Source organism: Pontibacter qinzhouensis, assembly GCF_008017455.1.
Classification (GTDB): Bacteria; Bacteroidota; Bacteroidia; order Cytophagales; family Hymenobacteraceae; genus Pontibacter; species Pontibacter qinzhouensis.
Map to the genome: position 1 here is coordinate 63,351 of NZ_VRTY01000015.1, position 20,974 is coordinate 84,324.

12 protein-coding genes are annotated in these 20,974 nt (G+C 45.6%); 6 read left to right on the top strand and 6 right to left on the bottom strand.

The window, feature by feature from the left end; all coding sequences use genetic code 11:
- Positions 1-711: 711 nt before the first annotated feature.
- The 6 genes from FVR03_RS05930 to FVR03_RS05955 all read left to right on the top strand — a co-directional run bounded on the left by FVR03_RS05930 (position 712) and on the right by FVR03_RS05955 (position 13,121).
- A complete protein-coding gene (locus FVR03_RS05930) occupies positions 712-2,373 on the top strand; it encodes a T9SS type A sorting domain-containing protein (protein ID WP_222707176.1) in 1,662 nt (553 codons plus the stop codon).
- Positions 2,374-2,896: 523 nt separating this feature from the next.
- On the top strand, positions 2,897-4,594 hold the full coding sequence (locus FVR03_RS05935) for a glycoside hydrolase family 43 protein (protein ID WP_147920814.1): 1,698 nt from the start codon (positions 2,897-2,899) through the stop codon (positions 4,592-4,594).
- A 339-nt stretch (positions 4,595-4,933) separates the two neighbouring features.
- Positions 4,934-6,685: a glycoside hydrolase family 28 protein gene (locus FVR03_RS05940; RefSeq protein WP_147920815.1), complete on the top strand. Its 1,752-nt coding sequence runs from the start codon at positions 4,934-4,936 to the stop codon at positions 6,683-6,685.
- A 417-nt stretch (positions 6,686-7,102) separates the two neighbouring features.
- Positions 7,103-10,021, top strand: coding sequence for a glycosyl hydrolase 115 family protein (locus FVR03_RS05945; RefSeq protein WP_147920816.1), 2,919 nt, complete (start codon positions 7,103-7,105; stop codon positions 10,019-10,021).
- A 299-nt stretch (positions 10,022-10,320) separates the two neighbouring features.
- Positions 10,321-11,862 (top strand): alpha-N-arabinofuranosidase, encoded by a 1,542-nt coding sequence (locus tag FVR03_RS05950; protein WP_147920817.1) that lies wholly within the window; start codon positions 10,321-10,323, stop codon positions 11,860-11,862.
- Positions 11,863-12,119: 257 nt separating this feature from the next.
- Positions 12,120-13,121 carry a glycoside hydrolase family 43 protein gene (locus FVR03_RS05955; RefSeq protein WP_147920818.1) on the top strand — a complete coding sequence of 334 codons (1,002 nt, stop codon included), beginning with the start codon at positions 12,120-12,122 and terminating at the stop codon, positions 13,119-13,121.
- A gap of 336 nt (positions 13,122-13,457) precedes the next feature.
- Here the strand turns inward: FVR03_RS05955 and FVR03_RS05960 are convergent, their stop codons facing one another.
- The 6 genes from FVR03_RS05960 to FVR03_RS05985 all read right to left on the bottom strand — a co-directional run bounded on the left by FVR03_RS05960 (position 13,458) and on the right by FVR03_RS05985 (position 20,690).
- Entirely contained in the window at positions 13,458-14,612 is a 1,155-nt protein-coding gene (locus tag FVR03_RS05960) for an adenylyltransferase/cytidyltransferase family protein (protein ID WP_147920819.1), read from the bottom strand.
- 209 nt (positions 14,613-14,821) lie between these two features.
- Positions 14,822-16,288, bottom strand: a complete 1,467-nt coding sequence (locus FVR03_RS05965; RefSeq protein ID WP_255474088.1) for a hypothetical protein — start codon at positions 16,286-16,288, stop codon at positions 14,822-14,824.
- Positions 16,289-16,764: 476 nt separating this feature from the next.
- The gene (locus FVR03_RS05970) at positions 16,765-17,727 is read right to left on the bottom strand and encodes a glycosyltransferase (RefSeq protein ID WP_147920821.1); all 963 of its coding nucleotides are present in this window, start codon (positions 17,725-17,727) and stop codon (positions 16,765-16,767) included.
- Positions 17,728-17,740: 13 nt separating this feature from the next.
- Positions 17,741-18,373: an acetyltransferase gene (locus tag FVR03_RS05975; protein ID WP_147920822.1), complete on the bottom strand. Its 633-nt coding sequence runs from the start codon at positions 18,371-18,373 to the stop codon at positions 17,741-17,743.
- A gap of 459 nt (positions 18,374-18,832) precedes the next feature.
- Positions 18,833-19,915, bottom strand: coding sequence for a DegT/DnrJ/EryC1/StrS family aminotransferase (locus FVR03_RS05980; protein WP_147920823.1), 1,083 nt, complete (start codon positions 19,913-19,915; stop codon positions 18,833-18,835).
- 1 nt (position 19,916) lies between these two features.
- On the bottom strand, positions 19,917-20,690 hold the full coding sequence (locus tag FVR03_RS05985) for a class I SAM-dependent methyltransferase (protein ID WP_147920824.1): 774 nt from the start codon (positions 20,688-20,690) through the stop codon (positions 19,917-19,919).
- Between the last annotated feature and the right edge of the window lie 284 nt (positions 20,691-20,974).

Sequence of the window (20,974 nt, forward strand, 5' to 3'; positions counted from 1 at the left end):
GCAGTTGATCTCGTGGTCGACGTTTATTCTCTTTCTCGTGCTCCAAGACATCCTTTCTAATTATGAGGATTTCCATACACAGAAACATTTTCTGGTATATCTACAGTGTTTAAGTTAAGTAATCGATTGCGCACAACACCTTTATCTGAATTCAGTGTCTGTTAGAACTCTTTTCCAAAAGGATCTTCTGTAACAATGGTTTCCTCTTTCAACACGAGCATAGTAAATGAAGGAAAGGAGTTTTCAAATGCTGTTAGTACATAATGTTAACGCCGCTTATTTCTTCCAGGCATAGTATCCTTAGTGCTTGCCTGAAATAGTTAGATGATAGTATTTTAATTGCTTCCTACATGGCATTTCTACAATTCAGAAAACTCCACTCCTGTAAGCTCAACTTTTTATTATAGTTCAATCGGCATTGCCTGTATAAAGTGGTTTAGCTGATACTGTACCTTTAGCTTTTATAACACATTTGGGAGAGACGGTACCAGTATCTAAACCTAACTATCGTTTGTGAAAATCGAATTATATTCGTAATATGCAAACGATTGCGCAGCTCGGTGCCAAACGTCATGTTTTTTAGATTGCCTGAACCAGCTGCCATAGCTGCAGTACAGTCCGTCTTCCCCAAATACCCTGGTACTTATAGCGCTGCTATTTTTCATTACAAGCTTTATATCTATGACGAAAATGTTTACCAGATTAAAGAGCATGCTACTTTTACTACTCGTGCTTGGTTATGCTTCTGCAGAGGCACAGCAACTCGCTTTTCCGGGTGCAGAGGGTTTTGGCCGGTTTACAACAGGCGGGCGTGGTGGCAAGGTAATTAAAGTAACCAACCTGAACGATTCCGGTACGGGAAGCCTTCGGGCAGCCATTGCCGAATCAGGTGCCCGCACGATTGTGTTTGAAGTATCAGGCAATATTGTTTTGAATCAGAGACTTAACATTACGAATGGAAACCTGACTATTGCCGGACAGACAGCACCAGGAGATGGCATCACCATTCAGAATTATGAGATGGTAGTGAGCGCTGATAATGTTATTATTCGCTACCTGCGCTTTAGAATGGGCGACTTAACCAAAAACGAACAGGATGCCCTTTGGGGAAGATATCGTAAAAACATCATCATCGACCATTGTTCCATGAGCTGGTCTATTGACGAGTGCTCCTCCTTTTACGCCAACCAGAATTTTACCATGCAGTGGTGCTTGCTGAGCGAGAGCCTTAACAAATCCTTCCACGAAAAAGATAACCACGGCTATGGCGGCATCTGGGGCGGCGATAAAGCAACTTTCCACCATAATTTGCTGGCACACCATAATAGCCGTAACCCACGGTTCAACGGTGGCGGGCGATCTGGCATTAATAATGGTTCCGTGCCCTATGAGCATGTCGATTTCAGGAACAACGTGATCTACAACTGGCGCGGGAACAGTGCCTATGGAGGTGAGAACGGTAATTATAACATCGTCAACAACTATTACAAGCCAGGTCCGGCCACGCCTGCTAACAGGAATAGGCGCATTATGCAGATGTCGTTCGAGAAGGACCCTAAGTTCGGCCCCGGATACGGGAAATTCTATATTAATGGCAACCATGTAACAGGTAACCCCACCGTAACAGCCGATAACTGGAACGGCGGTGTTGATTACGATACCGGTGTTGACAGAACCTTATCGCGTTTACAAGAACCGATTGAATATGAGATGGCGACCAACCATACAGCCGAAGAGGCTTATGCAGCCGTGCTGGAAAGAGCAGGAGCAAGCCTTAAGCGCGATGCTGTAGACATTCGTGCCGTTGAAGACGTACGCACCGGTACAGCCACCTTTGCCGGTTCTAAAACCACCTGGCCTGGCATCATCGATTCGCAGACAGATGTAGGCGGCTGGCCTGTTCTACAGTCGCTGTCAGCGCCGGCAGATACGGATAATGACGGTATGCCGGACGAATGGGAGCTGGCGCGCGGCCTTGATCCTGCTAATGCCAACGATGGCAATACCGTTACTGCCGAAGGCTATACCAACCTCGAGATTTACTTAAACTGGTTGTTAGAAGAAGGAAATGTAACCAGCAGCAAGCCGGCATTAGACGATTTAGGAAAGGCAGCGTACCCAAATCCTTTTTCAGATAAAATTACCTTTGCTTTTGAAACAAAGCAGAAAGAGCAGGTGCGGGTAAGTATTTTAGATCTTTCTGGAAAAGTGGTGGCTTATTTACTGGATGCTTCACTTGCTCCAGGAGCGCACGAAGTTGAGTGGAACGGCACCGGCCAGAAAGGCAAGCACTTAACCAGCGGTATGTATTTTTATTCCCTGCAAATAGGAAAACAGAAGCAGGTGAAGCGGGTGGCATTGATCAGGGAGTAAAAGAACAGGCGCTTTTAAGGTAGCTGTTGCTTCAAGTTTGTAGAGCTTAGGTTTACAGAACTATATAAAGTTGGAGGCAAATGGCAGGTTCTTTTCCTTCTTTACAGTGGAGGCTTTTAAAAGCTTAGTAGATTCAAAGCACGTTATGCCAGATAGATCAACCTGTTGGCGTGTTGCCTTGTGATTATTTCAATGAAAACGGCCTCCAGAAGGTTTTTCATCAGATTTTAGCCAAGGGTCTGTCCGATAATTTTATGTACCAGGGCATAATGATACATACCATGTTAATTGATAGTTTATTTACCCAAAGAGGTAATATTCAGGATATTAAACCTGTAAAAATATACTGTCCTGATACTTGTATTCTGCTACTTAATGGATGTACTTAATTTCAAAAATCCAAGTCGAAGTTTCAAGGGAAGAAAAAGTAATGCGCGATTTAAGAGGCCGTTCGTCCTGTTTCTATTTTTCATCAGCTAATTTTGTATAGCAATTCAATCAGGTTTCAATAAATAAACAAACCATGCAATCTAAAAAGTACCTGGCTTTCAGTTTACTTCTTTTACTTGGCTGCACCAACGAGCAGCTTTTTAACCGGTCGTCTGGCACCCGTTCCGGCGCAGCACCTGCCACCGATAAGGCCGTTTCTTCTCCTACTGGCGATGTATCGCAGGTGTGGGTGGCGGACCTGGGTAGGGGAACCTACAAAAACCCAATACTCTATGCCGACTATTCCGATCCGGATGTTTGCCGCGTGGGCGAAGATTTTTACATGACTTCCTCCAGCTTTAACGCGGTGCCTGGCCTGCAGATATTACACTCCAAAGACCTGGTGAACTGGAAACTGATAGGTTATGCATTAGACCGTTTAACTCCCTACGAGCATTTCGCCACACCACAACATGGCAATGGCGTTTGGGCTCCGGCTATCAGGCATCATAAAGGGGAGTTCTACATTTACTGGGGCGATCCGGATTTCGGTATTTACATGGTAAAGACAAAAGACCCGGCAGGTAAGTGGGAAGCGCCTGTGCTGGTAAAAGAAGGCAAAGGACTTATAGATTCTTGTCCGTTTTGGGATGAGGATGGGCAGGCGTACCTGGTGCATGGGTGGGCTGGTAGCCGGGCCGGCATTAAGAGCGTTCTGACATTAAACCGCATGAACCCTGAAGGAACTGAGGTGCTGGATGAGGGGGTGATGGTGTTTGATGGGCACGATAACCACCCGACCGTAGAAGGCCCGAAGTTCTATAAACGTAACGGCTATTATTACATTTTTGCGCCGGCAGGTGGTGTATCTACGGGCTGGCAGTTGGTGCTGCGTTCCAAAAACATTTACGGACCTTACGAGGAGAAAATAGTGATGGACCAGGGAAGCTCACCTGTAAACGGACCGCACCAGGGCGCCTGGGTAGATACCCCTAACGGAAAGGAAGACTGGTTTGTGCACTTTCAGGATGTGGATGCCTATGGCCGAATAGTGCACCTGCAGCCTATGCAGTGGAAAAACGACTGGCCTGTAATTGGCGAGGATAAAGACGGAGACGGCAAAGGTCAGCCGGTACTGACGCACCGGAAACCGGCAGTCGGCAAAAACTATCCGGTAGCCACACCGCAGGAGTCTGATGAGTTTGAAGGGCATAAGTTGGGGCTGCAGTGGCAGTGGCACGCTAACCCGAAGGCAACCTGGGCTTTCCTGAATCCGGCCAAAGGGCAGTTGCGCCTGTTCACCGACCAGTTGCCGGCCAACTACAAAAACTTCTGGGATGTACCGAACCTGCTCCTGCAGAAGTTTCCGGCCGAAACCTTTACTGTTACCACCAAGCTTAAGTTTACACCGAACGAGAAGCTGCAGAACGAGCGTACCGGCCTGATCGTGATGAGCGACTCCTATGGGCACATCTCGCTGGTTAGCAAGCCCGACGGACTTTACCTGGCTTATACCACCGGCTTACAAGCCGAAAAAGGCACCGCCGACACGGAAACGTTATTAGGCAAACTGAACGGAAACGAGGTTTACTTCAGAGTAAAAGTAGATAAAGGCGGCAAGTGCCAGTTCAGCTACAGCGAAAACGGAGCACAGTTTACAAACGCCGGTTCACCACTCACCGCCAAACCAGGCAAATGGATCGGGGCTAAAGTAGGAATCTTTGCCGTGCGCCAGGACAAGATTAACGACTCCGGTTTCGCAGATTACGACTGGTTCAGAATAACACCTTAAGCCATCGGTCCGGAAATAAAATGTGCCGACCTGCACGAGATGTTGTTTCCCTTTTACGCCTGAATGTTGAAGGCAAGAGTAGCTCCTTCTATAAAAGGAACTACGTTATTAGGAGATACTCCTACAACAAATCAGCAAGAAACAGGTAGCCGGTAAATTATTCGAATGGAAATGGCCTCCAGAAGGATTTTCGCTTAAAAGAGGTCAAGGGTCTGCGGGGTGTATTAGCTCTTCAGGAACAAATTTTTAGGTTAGACTAGAAATTAGAAAGGCGCTGCACCCGGATTATAATACAAGAAACATTATCAAGAAGCTCATAACCAGTAAATTTAATACTATATGAAAGCCACCAAAATTGTAGCAAGCAAACTGGCCCTGGCACTCGGAATGGCAGGCATGCTGCTTTCGGCGTGCCAGCAGCAAGCGCCAACAACAGCCACAGGCGCTGTAGCCAGTAGCAAAGCCGCTTCAACTTCCGGACAACAGTTCGATATCTATGAAGGCATAGAGTTTGACATGCCCCGTGTAAAAGAGACATCTTTCCCTGATATTTCTGTTAATATATCAGATTTTGGAGCAGTGGGCGATGGTCTTACCAAAAACACACAGGCCTTTGCGCAAGCCATTGATGCAGTGGCAGCCAAAGGTGGCGGTACTGTGGTAATTCCGCGGGGTATGTGGTTAACCGGCCCCATTGTGCTTAAAAGCAACATTAATCTGCATGCAGAGGCAGGTGCGCTGGTGCTGTTCAGTAAAGACTTCGACGATTACCCTTTGGTAAATGTCAGCTTCGAGGGCCTGAACACGGTGCGTTGCCAATCGCCTATTTCCGGGGTAAACCTGCAGAACATCGCCATTACCGGCTCCGGCACCTTCGATGGAAACGGAGAAGCCTGGCGCCCTGTTAAAAAAGGGAAGATGACCGAAGGCCAGTGGAATGCGTTGGTTAAATCGGGTGGTGTGCTCAGCGACGACAAAAAAATGTGGTTCCCGACCCAGAAGGTGAAGACCGGCTACACCAGCACCACCAATTTTAACGTACCCGACTTCAGCGATACAAAGCAGTTTGAGTCTATAAAAGATTTCCTGCGGCCGGTGCTGCTGAGCCTGGTAGGTTGTAAAACAGTTTTACTTGATGGCCCTACTTTTCAGAACTCTCCTGCCTGGAACCTGCACCCGAACATGTGCGAAGACATAATATTACGTAACCTGAACGTGCGTAATCCCTGGTTTTCTCAGAACGGCGACGGGCTGGATCTGGAATCGTGCAAAAATGCGCTGGTTTATAACAATACCTTCGATGTAGGCGACGATGCCATTTGCTTTAAATCTGGTAAAGACAAAGATGGCCGCGACAGAGGTATGCCAACCGAGAACGTGATCGTGAAGAACAACGTGGTATACCATGGGCATGGCGGTTTTGTGGTAGGCAGCGAGATGTCGGGTGGCGTAAAGAATGTGCACGTCTCTAACTGCACGTTTATGGGCACCGATATTGGCCTGCGTTTTAAGAGCACGCGTGGTCGTGGCGGTTTGGTAGAGAACATTTACATCTCCAACATCGACATGATTAACATACCAACCGAGGCTATTAGCTTTAACCTTTTCTACGGCGGCAACTCCCCTGAAATGGATATGGCGCAAAAAGGCGAAGGTGGGGCAAAAGCGGCTCCATCGGTTCCGGTAACAGAAGAAACTCCTTCCTTCAAAAACATATACATGAAAAACATACGCGTTTCTGGTGCTAACCAGGCCTTAGCTTTGCAGGGCCTGCCCGAAATGAACCTGAAAAATGTATACCTGGAAGATGCTATTCTAAAAGCGAAAAAAGGCATTACGGCCGTTGACTCCGATGGCATAGAACTTAAAAATGTGCAGGTGATCACAGAAACAGGACCAGCCATTACTATTTTCAACACCAGGAACATGAAGGTCAGCGGCCTCACCTATAACGAAACAAGTGAGCCGGTTATAAAAGTGATGGGCCCGCTTACCCAAAACGTGAAACTGGATGCAAAAGACTTTAAAGACATGTCGAAGCAGGTTTCGAAAGGCAAGGACCTGGACAGTAAAGCGCTTAGTATGCAATAATATTGGCAGATTTTCTGGCTCGGCCAGACGCATTAATTTTTAGCCAAATTAAAATTCAGGCTCAGATCGAGGCAATTTAAAACTGCTTTGGTCTGAGCTTTTTCATTTTTTCTTACATCAGGTCTGGAATCTGATTTTCCTGCTGTTGCCTTGGGGGGAACCGGTGTGGGCGAAACACTACTGCCTGGTGGCTTGGCTGCCGTGGCTTAGTTTTGTAGGTGATGTGCCCGAAAGCATCCTGAAATAACAGCAGCCCTTGGGGGTTAACTGGTATGGAAAGCTTCGGAAGGCCATTTCTATTAGAAGAATTTGAAGGGCTGAACAGGATATCACAGGATAACTTATACAGCAATAGGTTATATTTTTGAGAAAGAGTCTGCTACCATTCCGCTGCCTCAGCTATACAAACAAAAGCCCATGAACCGTTTACTCCCATTTCTGCTATTACTTGTTGCCTTTACCTCTCATGCTGCCTCGGCCCAGGATTTTGTACTCGTAAGTGCCGACACCAAGGTGCAGCTAGTATACGACCCCACCGAAGCCAAACTAGACTCTATTACGGCTCATTTGCTGGCCCAGGATATTGAGCTGGTAACTGGCTACAGGCCACTGGTGCGCACCAGCTTGAGCCAGGCAACTGGCAACGTTATTTTAATTGGAAAGGCTGAATCGGGAATGGTAAAGCAGGTGCTGGGGAGCCAGCCGGAAATGACCGGTAGCCTCAAAGGAAAGTGGGAGGCATTTGCGCTTGAAGTTATAAAGAACCCACGCCCTAATATTAACAATTTGCTTGTTGTAGCTGGCAGCGACAAGCGAGGAACAGCTTACGGTGTTTTTCATCTGTCGGAGAAAATAGGGGTGTCGCCCTGGTGCTGGTGGGCTGATGTAAAGCCGGTGCCGCAAAAGGAACTCATCCTTTCTGATCTGGCTTTTGTCTCGGCACCGCCATCTGTAAAGTACCGGGGCATTTTCCTGAACGACGAAGACTGGGGGTTACAGCCCTGGGCGGCACAAAACCTCGATACTGATGTAAAGGATATCGGCCCGAACACCTACGCCAGAATTTTTGAACTCCTGCTCCGACTGAAGGCTAACCTGATCTGGCCGGCCATGCACCCCAGCACCAAAGCTTTTTTCCATTATCCGCTGAACCCAAAAATGGCCGATGCCTACGGAATTTTAGTTGGTACATCGCATGCCGAGCCGATGCTGCGCAACAACGTAGACGAGTGGAACGAGAAAACGATGGGGGCTTTCGACTATTTCAGTAACAAGAAAACAGTAGCCGGATATTGGGAGAAACGCGCTAAAGAAGCGGCCGGCATAGAGGCCATTTATACGCTCGGCATGCGTGGCATACACGATAGCGGCATGACAGGGGCCAGCAGCAAAGCAGAGGCGGCAAAAATGCTGGAGCAGATAATAGCAGACCAGCGCAGCATGTTGCAAAAGCACGTGAACACCAACATAGCTGCCGTGCCACAGGCTTTTACGACCTATAAAGAGGTGCTAGAAATATACGACCACGGCATGAAACTGCCCGAAGACATTACTATTGTGTGGCCCGACGATAATTACGGCTACATCCATCGTTTCAGTAACAAGCAGGAGCAGCAGCGGGCAGGCGGTTCCGGCATCTATTACCACGCCTCCTACTGGGGCCGTCCGCACGACTACCTCTGGCTCAGCAGTACGCACCCGGCCCTGATCAGGGAAGAAATGGCGAAAGCCTATGAGATGCAGGCTAAGGAGCTGTGGGTGCTGAACGTGGGTGATATTAAACCGCTGGAGTACAACATACAGCTGTTTCTGGACATGGCCTACAACGTGGAGCCGTTTCTGAAGGAGAGCAGCTATGTAAAACAGCATCAGCAGGATTGGCTGGCAGGCATATTTGGGCAGGAGCGGGCGCCGCAACTGAACCAGATCATGTGGCAATACTACCAGCTGGCTTTTGAGCGCAAACCCGAATTTATGGGCTGGAGCCAGACCGAACCCACTACTAAAACCCACTACACTGCCTACAACCACTTTTACTACGGCGACGAGGCACAGCAGCGTCTGGACAGGTACAAGGCCCTGGAGCAACAGGTAAAGAAGCTACGATCAGAGGTAGGTACAGAGCAGGCAGATGCGTTTTACCAGCTGGTATACTACCCGGTGGTGGGAGCCTCGCTACTAAACCAGAAATTTCTGTACCGCGACAAGCATAAACTTTACAGCCTCCAAAATCGCTCCAGCGCCACCGATTATGGGCAGCTGGCCAGGCAGGCACACCAGCAAATAGAGCAGGAAACCGAATTTTACAACAACCAACTCAGCAGCGGCAAGTGGCGAGGCATGATGTCGATGAAGCCTCGCGACCTGCCTGTATTTCACGAGCCAGTGCTGCCGGAGCTTAAACCACAGCCTTCAGCGGCAGCATGGAGCATTGCTCCTGAAGGCTTTGTAAGAGCCGATTCCTCACTACTGCGTCTGGGAGCAAGCGGGTTCGACTTGCCAGCCTTTAGCCCCTGGGGCAGCCAGCGCTACTTTCTTGATATTTTCCTGACCGGAAATCAAACGGTGAACTGGAAGGTAAACACCTCCGCTAACTGGATTAAGGTATCGGAGGTTAAAGGCGAGTTAAGTGCCACAACCAGCCGGAAAGAGCACCGACTCTGGGTAAGCGTTGACTGGGGCAAATTGCCGAAGAAGAAACCAGCCCAAGGTTACGTAACAATTAAAGGAGCCGGAAAAACATACAAAGTAGCCCTACAAGCTTTAGCGCCATCTCATGCAGATCTGCTTTCGTATAAAGGGTTTGTAGAGACAAACGGCTATGTGGCCATGCATGCCAGCAACTACAGCCGGAAAACCGATCGGGGAGCGGCGAACTGGGCAAAGGTAGATGGCTTAGGATATGCAGGTAATTCGTTAATGGCCTTACCACTACAAGCGGCACCTGTAAACGGAACTGCTGATATAACCCAAACTGCCGCCATGGTTGAGTACGATTTTTATTTGCTGGCTGATGCGGCTGCTCCTGTGGTTACTGTAAATACCTTGCCTACGCATCCGCTCACAAACGAATACAGCTTGCGTTACGCTGTTTCTGTAGACGATGGCCCACTGCAGATCGTTGATTTTAAAACCTTCGGAAGAAGTCAGGAATGGAAACAGCATGTATTACAAAACCGGGCACAGCGCCACATCAAGCTGCAGCCATTACAGCAAGGGCAGCACGTACTCAAAGTGTTCAGCATAGACCCCGGCGTGCTGCTCGACTATATTACTATTGATGTAGGAGGTTTAAAGCCAGCCTATTCTATTGTTCCTGAAACCGTAAACAGATAACGAGCGCTACCCTTGGAGCCTAAAAGACGTTTTTACATTTGGAAGGGTATTTTTATTAGAATAATTTGATTGCTAGATGATTGAATAGCTAATGGTCGATTTGAAAATTTGAAGTGGAGTAAATCTGTTTTAATGATTGATTAGGAGAATGCCTGAACAAAGAAATTTTTGCTAACATTTGTTTGTAATTGGTTTTTTTGAATTTAAGTGTTAAACTTACATTTATAATCTGAAACGCCTTATAAAACAGGTATCTTCAGGCAGCAATTTCTTAACCATTTCGTTTAAACTTATTTTATATGAAAAAAAGACTGCTCAGTTTTTTCATCTTTTTTGCCAGCTTTTCTGCATCTGCACAAAACACGGCAACACTCTCTGCTCAAACAAATCCGGAACGTGTTATTAGTCGGCACATATACGGGCATTTTGCTGAGCACCTGGGCCGAAGTATCTACGGAGGCTTTTATGTGGGCGAAGACAATAAGAAAATTCCGAATACTGCCGGCGTGCGCAACGATGTGGTAGATGCCTTAAAAAAACTGAAAGTACCGAACCTGCGCTGGCCCGGTGGCTGCTTTGCCGACACCTACCACTGGAAAGACGGTATTGGACCGAAAGAGAACCGACCTACCATCGTGAACACCTGGTGGGGTAATGTAACAGAGAACAACAGCTTTGGCACGCACGATTTCCTGAACATGTGCGAGCTGCTGGGCACAGAGCCATACCTGGCCGGGAACATGGCCAGCGGCACAGTACAGGAGCTTATGGACTGGGTACAGTATGTTAATTTCGAAGGCGAAAGCCCGATGTCGAAACTGCGCAAAGAAAATGGCCGTGAAAAACCCTGGAATGTGAAGTTCTGGGGAGTAGGAAACGAGGCCTGGGGCTGCGGTGGCAACATGACACCCGATTACTATGCCAACGAGTACCGCAAATACGCCACCTTTATGGCCGGCTGGACAAACGAGAACAACCTGTTCAGAATTGCCTCAGGCGCAAACTCTGCCGATTACAACTGGACAGAAACGCTTATGAAAAACATACCGCACAATATGCTGGGCGGTGTGGCTTTGCACCATTATGCTGTTATCGACTGGGCTAAAAAAGGACCATCTAAAGACTTTACGGAGCAGCACTATTTTGCCACCATGAAAAGTGCCCTCTTTATGGAGGAACTGGTAAACAAACATTCTGCTATCATGGACAAATACGATCCGAAGAAAACAGTGGCTTTGGTAGTAGATGAGTGGGGAGGCTGGTACGAAGTAGAGCCAGGCACAAACCCTGGCTTCCTGTATCAGCAGAACACGATGCGCGATGCCATGATTGCCGGTGTTACCCTGAACATCTTCAACAACCACAGCGACCGCATCCGTATGGCAAACCTGGCGCAGGCTATTAATGTGTTGCAGGCCGTTATCCTGACAGATGAGGAGAAAATGCTGCTGACCCCGACTTACCATGTAATGGAAATGTACAATGTGCACCAGGATGCCTTTTACCTGCCGCTTAACCTGAAGACTGTAGATTACACCATGGGCAACGAGAAACTGCCTGCTGTTTCTGGTTCAGCCTCTAAAGACAAAAACGGTGTAACCCACATCACGCTGGTAAACATTGATCCTAAAAAAGGACAGGATGTTACGGTTACCATTGATGGAGCCAAGTTTAAATCAGTGGGTGGCCGTGTGCTGGCTTCTAAAAATATTCAGGACCATAACACCTTCGATAAGCCAAATAATATTACACCAACCAATTTTAAAGGCGCTAATCTGAAAGGAAACAACCTGACTGTTAAGCTTCCGGCTTGCTCAGTGGTAGTACTGGAGCTAAAGTAGACAAACACTGCCGCCTCCTTCTGGTGGAGCTGGATGTAAGATGGCCGAAACCATAGAACTACCTTGAAAAACATTCAGAAGCGAGTAAGTGAAACAGGAGCATGTAGCAGGATGGTTTGCTCGCTGCATGCTCCTGTTTTTTTGCCCTACAGCTGAAGACCGTTTCGAACAAAAGGAAAAGCTACAGCAGGTAAAGCGGACACCCAATCAGCAGGAGCTATTTAGCACAATTTAAAATTATTAATTTATTTCTACATATGAAGCTACATTCTAAGTTTAGCAAAATAGCAGGAGGAATTGCCCTGGCAGGCCTTTCTTTTGCAGTTACCCCAGCCATGGCCAATATGCCCGCAGACACAGTGGTGAAGGCAACAGGCAACCCCATATTTACGCATAAATACACAGCCGATCCGGCGGCACTTGTACATAAAGGCAAGGTTTACCTATACGCTGGCCACGACCAGGCAGCTCCCAGGCACGAAGGGTATGTCATGAACGAGTGGCTGGTATTCTCTTCGGAGGATATGATTACCTGGACGGAACACCCTGTGCCGTTGGCTCCCAAAGATTTTAAGTGGGCCAGTGGCGATGCCTGGGCTTCGCATGTGATTGAGCGTAACGGCAAATTTTACTGGTACTCTACCGTAACGCATGCTACCAAACCTGGTAAAGCCATTGGGGTTGCGGTGGCAGATAACCCAATTGGTCCGTTTAAAGATGCCATCGGAGAAGCCTTGATTACCAACGACATGACGACTGATACCAAAATCAGTTGGGATGATATTGACCCTGCTGTGATACTAGACGATAAAGGGCAGGCTTATATGTTTTGGGGTAACACCATTTTATATTACGCCAAACTAAAAGAAAATATGATTGAGTTAGACGGCCCTATACAAAAGGTCGCTAACCTGCCGCATTTTACTGAAGCTCCTTGGGTCCATAAGCGCAAAGACTGGTATTATTTGTCTTACGCTTACCAGTTCCCCGAAAAAACGGCCTATGCTATGAGCAAGAGCCTCGACGGGCCCTGGGAATACAAAGGAATATTAAATGAGATAGCGGGTAACTCCAATACAAACCATCAGGCTATTATTGATTTCAAAGGAAAGACTTACTTTATCTACCACAACGGCGGCGTTCAGACAGACGGCGGGAGCTTCCGCAGATCAGTGTGTATTGATTACCTCTATTACAACAAAGATGGCTCCATTAAGCGTATTCAGATGACTTCTGAGGGAATTAAGCCTGCAAAATAATCTAAATAACGCGCAGCCACTGCAAATGCCTTGGCCGCAACTGCTTAGCTACTTAAATCAAAATCCCGCTTTCCGGAACATTTCTGGGAAGTGGGATTTTTGTTTAACCATAAATGCTAGTAAAAAGGCGCGGCAGGAGAGGAAATATGGGCTTACTTTATAAAGAAATGGTAGGAGTTGTGGTGTGTCTGCAAGCTTGAGACAGCCGGGTGGCTGAATTTCCTATGGAAGACGTTTTAAAAAAGCCCTTCCATCTGGAGTCGCTTTAGCGGAAAACTCCTTTGGAAGGGCTTATTGATTTTAAAAATGAATTGGAGACGTAGGAATCTCCTAAAACTAATTGCTGCTGTCTCTGCGGCGTATTTTTATTCTGATAGCGTTTTCGATAGGTTTTTCGGAGACTAAGGTAATGTAGCCACCACCACCGGCACCACTTAGCTTCCAGCCGAGCGCTATGTCTTTGTAACTGTCGATTTGGTTCAAAATAGCCTCATCGACCATGTTCGGGAACAGGTTGATCTGTGCCTCAAACGATTTCCGGAAGTTTTCACCGAAGGCTTTGGCATCTTTGTTTTTAATGGCTTCCCAGCAGTTGTCAGCTGCGCCGGCCAGGGCTTTGGCTCCTGCTTCGCTTAAGTTGGTATTGTCCAACACGGCGTAATCTGATGTTCTGGGGCCAAGCGTTACCAGGTATAAATGCGACTCCAGCCAGTCCAGCACCTCATCGTCGTGCACCGACTCTATTTGTTCGGGCCAGTAGTTGTTGTTGTAGTAGAGGCGGTTCAGGCCTGGCAGCACGATGCCCAGCGCATCCTGAGATCCGGCCACTTCTTTTGTGCCGGGAGGGTTTTCGTAGGTAAATAAAATTTTGGCCAGCTTCTCAGAGTCACCTGCCGGTATGGAGGTGCGCCAGAGTTCAATGGCCTTGTTGCGCGTGCTGGATGCCATGCCACTACGGTTATTAAACTCCAGGGTAGGTTCTATCGAAATGGTAAGCACAGGCCCGGGGTGGTAAGCCGATACGAAGGGCTGATCTAGCCATCCGCCTGCAATATCAATCCGGAACGGTATTACACACTCGGTACGCAGGCTGGTGGTACTTCTGGCTGGCAGGTTTTCGTGCGGAATACGTTTCAGCACTTTGTATTCGATGTTGCGTTCTTTGCAAATTTCAGCCTTGGCAGCCGTGGCTCCATCTTCGTTAACAATAAATATGTCTGGCCCGATTTCGTCCAGCTCTTTTATAAAGTCCATGATGCCGTAGCCTTTGTTAACGTGGCAGCGAGTTGTGCAGCCAAGTGCCTCGATCATGTAGCGGCGCTCATCCTGGGAGTTGACCGGGTAGCGGCCTTTGAGTTGATGCACATTTTCGTCGTTGCCAATGCACACGTGCAGGTCGCCAAATTCAGCAGCTTCTTTTAAAAAAGCAACGTGTCCGCTATGGAGCAGGTCGAAGCAGCCTGTTACCATAACTTTTTTCTTGTTTTCCATTAAAACGATTTTCTAGGCAGGGTGTCTGATTCCTGATTCTTTTGTGCGTTAGCTAACGCAAAACGAGCTATACGGCACAACCTGAAAGCAGTTCCCTCTTATAAAGTTGTTTTCTGAATTATTCTAATCAAAATGGCCTCCAAAACAAAATTCAGGCATTACTCCTCAAGGGTAGCCCAGGGTGAAAATTGCCTCTGGAGGAATATGTCTTAGTTCTCGCCACTAAAGTCTTTAAATGTTTTGGAGATGTTCTCGTTTGTTGGCTTTTGCTTATTCTGCCAACCTGCATCCAACTCCAGCGCTACAAGGCCCTTCAGGTTCATAACAGCTACAAAGTCATCTACATCTTTTAAAAATTCTACGGAGTTGCCTCTGCGGCGCGCCGATTTAAGTGCGTACTTTCTGGCAAAGATGTCGCCTTTGGTTTGTAGCTCGTTGCGCTTCTCCATAATGTAGTTCAGGCGTTCGATCAGGTCTTTGGTGTTGCGTCCTAAAACTTCTGTTGCTTCCAGGGTCCCGATGGTCATGACCATAGTGCCACCAACCGTAGTGATTTTTTTAGAAGTAGCGGCCTCTTCTACCACTACAGGCGCTACACCCGTCATAGCTCCGAGGGAGGCGTTGGTAAGGGAGCGGCCTTTTTTGCCTTTCCGGGCACGGTTATACTTTTTCTTCAGATCTCTTTCGGCTTCCTTTAGCTGCTCCATCAGGTCCCAGGCCTTAACCAGCGAGGAGCGGTATTCGTTGTATAGCTTCTGGTCTTTCTCCACCTCATTAACCGTGTTCACAATAGAGAACGTCACTTTACGGTCATCGCCTTTATTCGATTTATCTACCACATAAAAGGTAATAGAAAAGGTGAGGGTATCGAGGGGGTCTTTTACAAAATCGTAGCCTGGCCGCCATATAAACTCGTATTGCGATGGTGTATTTTTTACCAGCGCCGTAGAGGGCACATTCGGATTATCTGAAATAAAGCTGAAAGAAGCTATATCGCTCTCGCCGTTCTCGTCGGTTAGCTGAAACTTAAGGTTAATGGTAGCATCTTCGTTATGCACAAACTTAGACTGCGACGGAAACATCTGGATGCTGGGCGGAATATCCTGCTGCGTTACCTCGATCTGGAACTGGCCTTTCGTCCGGGCCTTTGCCGGTTGGTCCTCCACGTAAAACTCAAGCGTTATAGGCTTGTTCTGCAACTGCCGGAACTGCGTGGTAGAGGGTTTCCAGGTAAATTCGCCCTGCTCCGAAAGTTTGGCTCCCTGTGGCATGGAGTTAGGGATTGGAATAAAAACCACCGGATCGTTGTCTTCATCTTTTATAGCCGAAGGTTCAATTCGGTAGGTATTAGTAGTGTTGAAGCGCACATAAAAAGGCTTCAGTTCGCCTACTATTGGCGGACGGTTTACGTGCTCCACAATAAAATCTATTACCTGGCTGGCTCTTTCCTCCTTTTCGTTTGTTACCTCGAACTGCAACTGCACCGTGCGGGTCTTATCGAGCCTGTCTACGATGTCGTAGCTTGGGGTCCAGGAGAAATGGCCGAGCGAGTCGAAATTGATGCCTGGTATGCGCCCTTGGTTGAGGGAGTACACATAACGGCTGCCGGTGCCGCCAATAGCCTTTACTTCAAATTCTAACTTTTGTCCTTCCTTCAGCACATTCCAACCTGGCATATCCGGGAAAACAAGTTTAAGCGAAGAGTTTTTGCTAGTATTTTTCGAACTCTCAGGTACAATAATCTCTACCTGAGCATTTGTTTTAGCGAGAAATAAGAGAACTGCGGAAAAAAGTAAAACGCACTTTTTCATATAAAGAACTTGACGTAAAATTCAGGAGTTAAAGTTAGTAAAGGTGTAGGGATTGCAACAACGCCTGGTGATAATAAATTTCTCAGCAATTAAACCTGCAGCTTCTTACTGAGAAGATTAAGGTATCAGTGAAACACTTATAAAGCCATGCTTACGTAATACTCATCACTTTATACGCTGTTGAGAATTTTTACCGATAAAATTAAAATGAATTCATAAACGGCTACTACAAAAAATGGGCCACCTCTGTTGCTGAAGTTTTCCTGACATTAAATGACCTAAAAATAGGGCAAAATTGTAAGGAGATGCAACCCTGAATAGAATTTTAACAGCTGAATTCTTTAACTATGACCCTTGAGCTTACTTTTTAACTTACTGATCGATAGTAATATATGTTCAGATTTTGGGATATAAGCTAGTGGCAAAACAAGTAATGCGGTCTTTAAACTAAATTTGTAATTTAAAGATATATAAATATTTTTTTTAGCCTCTTTTTTGTCACCAGACCTAATGTCGGTTAATGAAATGGCTTTATAGATGTCTGCTATTTTGCTTTTTATAAGATCGTTGTATCTATTGCCAAAATAGTTGTTTATAGAAGAGAACGTATAAACATCTTTTAATAAGGCTCGCTTTAAATTTTGATAAGAAGACGTGGCATTAAATATTGCGCCTCCGGTATGAATTCTATACACTGCCATTACCTCATCTGAGTAGGCAATTTTTCCATGCGCTGCATTCAGCATATGAAGCACCCAGTCACCAGCCCCTGTATTATAAAAAAAATCAGGACACTCCTTAAAAAGACCATGCCTGAAAACACAGGAGGCCGTACATAAGAAATTCTTTTTAAACAAATCCTCTAAGGTGCTTATTGGTTTCTGACCTTTGTTAGATAGTTCTTCTCGCCCGGTTACCTCGTTTTTTTGAATAACTCTATGGAAAGAGATACTGAATTCGGCGTTCTGATCTAAAAAATCTACCTGCTTCTGGAGTTTGAACGTGTCTGTCCAGTAGTCATCTCCCTCGCATAAGGCAATATATTTTCCTGAACAGCTTTGAAAGGTCTCGATGAAGTTTTTCATCATGCCTAAATTATGCTCTGGTAACAGCAATTTTATTTTGTCAGGAAATTTTGCCTTCAGATTCTTTACAATTTCCCGGGTTTTATCAGTAGAGCAATCTTCGCCAATTACTAATTCGTAGTCAAAGTTGGTTTCCTGCATCATGATTCCTTCAACAGCTTGCTGTATATAAGGCTCATGATTATAAGTAATCATACATATACTTACTTTTGGCGGCATTGCGTATCCTATATTATTCTAAAACCTTAATTACACGGGCAGGTGTGCCTATTACAACTGTATTAGCTGCCACATCTTTGGTAACAACAGCGCCGGCACCAACTATGGCTCCATCACCGATCTTAATCTTTGGCAAAATGGTTGCGCCTGCACCTATAGTAGCAAAATTGCCTATAGTAACGCCTCCAGTAATATTACAGCCGGGTGATATCTCTGCGTACTGACCAACCGACACATCGTGGTGGAGGGAGGTGCGCGCGTTTATGAGGGCACCTTCTCCAAGTATAACACTGTTGGTGATAATGACGTGCGACATAATATTTATTCCTGGCTCCAAAGTTACATCGTACTGTCCGATACTGGCGGTGGCAGCAATAACAGATGTAAGAGTGCCTCCGAGATTTTTAAATTTTTGACTTACCTGATAACGTTGCTGAGGCCTGCCTATTCCAACTGCAAAGTCAGTATTATGCGTAAAAATCTCCTTAACCTGGTCTGTGTTCCGAAGTATAGGGAAGACATCGTATAATTTGTCGGGTAAGTTTGGAGTGATTTCATCAAAAAAATACAGCTGATCTATTAGCTGCTCTTCCGGCAAAATACTGAGAAGTTCTTTTGCATGACCACTTGCCCCAATAATTATCATATCAATAAAGTTTAGTTACCAATGGGTCACAGAGGGTAAGCCGCACAAAAGGGTTAAGATTTTAAAGTTCCAGCTTAATGTTTTATTGTGTTTTTTACTAGAGCCCCTTAGGCCACTTATTCAAAAGTAAAAGACGTAAGCATTACATAGTTCTCTAAACTTATTTTAAGCTTCATATTGCTGGTAATGCCGTTATTTGTAAGGTTATAGCGCTTAATGGAGGTTACTCAATAGCCGTTGACCCTTGGCACAATTCTGGTAAAAAAACTTCTGAAGGCCATTTTCATTAGAATAATCCAACAGCATATAATTAGCAGAGGCTTCTATACAACGGATAGATCTCGGTAGCCGATAATTAAGGAGCCATGCATAATGGTTGGTCAAGCATTATCACTCTTTCATTAAAACAGGATGCTTATTTAGCCAAGGTGGAGATACTGTAAAGGTACCTTTGTACTATTAATTGTTTTGAGCACGCAACAAGGCCCTCGAAATCATGTCTATTTCTTCGTAGGATAAAGTATGGTACAAGGGGAGGCAAAGTACCCGCCTAGAAATATCATCAGATACAACGACTGACTGCTCTTGCCGAACATAATGAAGATTTTCTAAAGAAGGGTAAAAATAGCGTCTCGGGTAAACATACACGCCCTGCAGTGCTTCTATTGCATCTAAAAGTGATTTTTCACTTTCAAAAATTATGGCATAATAAGCATGATTAAAGTCAGCCTTCTGCTGAATCAATGGCCTGCCTACCCGCAGTGCTCGGAGCATGTAATCGTACCTGGCTGATAATGCCTTTCTCTCCTCCAGTATCTTTGCTACATATTTAAGGTTGCAAAGACCCATGGCTGCATGAAATTCACTATTCTTACCATTAATGCCTACATTGAAGAACTTTTCCGGCCCTTCGTGACCAAAGTTGCGCATGTGCGCGATCTCCTTAGCTATTGTGGCATTTTGGGTTATAATAGCTCCTCCCTCTATAGTATGAAATAATTTGGTAGCATGAAAACTCAAGGTACCGATATCTCCAAAATGGAAAATTGATTTGCCATTGTAGGTCGTGCCAAATGCATGTGCACCATCGTAAATAACCTTTAGAGAATGTTTTGCTGCAATTTTTTCTATTGCTTCAACATCGCAGGGGTTACCGTATACATGTGTTGCAAGTATAGCAGTAGTATCGGGTGTAATGGCAGCTTCAATTAGCGAAGGATCGATATTCAGGGTTTCAGGATGAATATCAACAAAAACAGGTATACAGCCTTCCCATACAATACTGCTTGTAGTAGCCACATAGGAGAAAGGTGTTGTAATTATCTCACCGGTTAAGCCAAGAGCCTTTATCGCTATCTGTAGTGCAATTGTTCCGTTGCTTACGTAAAATAAATGCGGAACATCGAAATACTCTTTCAGTTTTAGCTCCAGCTCATTTACCAGAGGTCCGTTATTGGTGAGCCAGCCTCTGCTCCAAATTCCATTAATATAATGGTCATAATCTTCTCTGGGTGGAAGAAAAGGCTTAGTTACATTAATCATGCTACTTGTTTACGATATAAAGTACAGAACCTGGATCGATGCCATTCGCTGAGAACGCATCTTTTTTAAAATCTTTGGTTGTAAATTCTTTCACCTCGAACCCGGCCTCCTGAAGGCGCTCTTTAAAGCCTGCTTTAGAATATAAACGTATGTGATCATCCTGTCCAAACCTGCGCCATCTTTCACTTTCATCTGTTACGGTAGGGTCTTCCTTAATTTCAGTCGCAGATTTAAATATTGGTACCATTGCAATGCCCCAACCACCAGGTTTCAACACTCTGTATAATTCCTTCATCGCTTTTTTATCGTCGGGCACGTGTTCCAGCACGTGCGAGCAGACAAAAATATCGAAAGTGTTGTCCTTATAAATGTGCATATCCGTAAGGTCAACTTTGTCATCGACTTCAGGCATATATAAGTCAGCAGACCGATACGCTATATTTTTTTTCTTTTTTATAAAAGCAGCAAGCGCTTTTGCAGGAGCAATATCAAGCAAATTATAAGTTTTATCAGGCTCTATGCTTTTATTAAAGAACAAGGCATAGAGTCTGTCTCTGTCGGAACCTCCACATAATGGGCAGTTATAAGCAGTTACGTTTAATGTTTCTGCATCCTCAAGAGCATATGGGAACCCATATTTAGCTGTCATTTCCAGGTAATGCTTATCTAAGGGCTCAAACTCATAAATTTTCTCTTGGCAGAGTGTACAGGTTATTTTTGGAGTTTCAGTTAAACGAGATAGCCTGTACTTTAATTTTTTTAGTTCTGACCGCATATAGAAGTATTGCTTTAGGTTCTGATGCAAAATTAAGAAATTGTTTAGAAGAAATTACTTCTTAATTCTGATGGTTTACTTTTGGATGTAAAAATGCCATTACGTTTAGTACTATAAAAGGATGATGATTTTCGGCAGTAGGAACAGGTAATTACATATTGTAACTTAACTTGTATCTTTTTTACGTCCTAAGTGAAAAAATTAAAATAACTGTTTGAATTAGGCACTTAAGCAATAACCATTTTATAGGGATGTGGAGGAGCGGCCACCATCCTTTTGAGGAG

What these genes read in the sequence shown, in the direction of transcription:
- FVR03_RS05985 (WP_147920824.1), bottom strand. Translation starts at nt 20,690, where the DNA reads ATGCGGTCAGAACTAAAAAAATTAAAGTACAGGCTATCTCGTTTAACT.
- FVR03_RS05940 (WP_147920815.1), top strand. Translation starts at nt 4,934, where the DNA reads ATGAAAGCCACCAAAATTGTAGCAAGCAAACTGGCCCTGGCACTCGGA.
- FVR03_RS05955 (WP_147920818.1), top strand. Translation starts at nt 12,120, where the DNA reads ATGAAGCTACATTCTAAGTTTAGCAAAATAGCAGGAGGAATTGCCCTG.
- FVR03_RS05975 (WP_147920822.1), bottom strand. Translation starts at nt 18,373, where the DNA reads ATGATAATTATTGGGGCAAGTGGTCATGCAAAAGAACTTCTCAGTATT.
- FVR03_RS05980 (WP_147920823.1), bottom strand. Translation starts at nt 19,915, where the DNA reads ATGATTAATGTAACTAAGCCTTTTCTTCCACCCAGAGAAGATTATGAC.
- FVR03_RS05960 (WP_147920819.1), bottom strand. Translation starts at nt 14,612, where the DNA reads ATGGAAAACAAGAAAAAAGTTATGGTAACAGGCTGCTTCGACCTGCTC.
- FVR03_RS05950 (WP_147920817.1), top strand. Translation starts at nt 10,321, where the DNA reads ATGAAAAAAAGACTGCTCAGTTTTTTCATCTTTTTTGCCAGCTTTTCT.
- FVR03_RS05930 (WP_222707176.1), top strand. Translation starts at nt 712, where the DNA reads ATGCTACTTTTACTACTCGTGCTTGGTTATGCTTCTGCAGAGGCACAG.
- FVR03_RS05970 (WP_147920821.1), bottom strand. Translation starts at nt 17,727, where the DNA reads ATGCCGCCAAAAGTAAGTATATGTATGATTACTTATAATCATGAGCCT.
- FVR03_RS05965 (WP_255474088.1), bottom strand. Translation starts at nt 16,288, where the DNA reads ATGCCAGGTTGGAATGTGCTGAAGGAAGGACAAAAGTTAGAATTTGAA.
- FVR03_RS05945 (WP_147920816.1), top strand. Translation starts at nt 7,103, where the DNA reads ATGAACCGTTTACTCCCATTTCTGCTATTACTTGTTGCCTTTACCTCT.
- FVR03_RS05935 (WP_147920814.1), top strand. Translation starts at nt 2,897, where the DNA reads ATGCAATCTAAAAAGTACCTGGCTTTCAGTTTACTTCTTTTACTTGGC.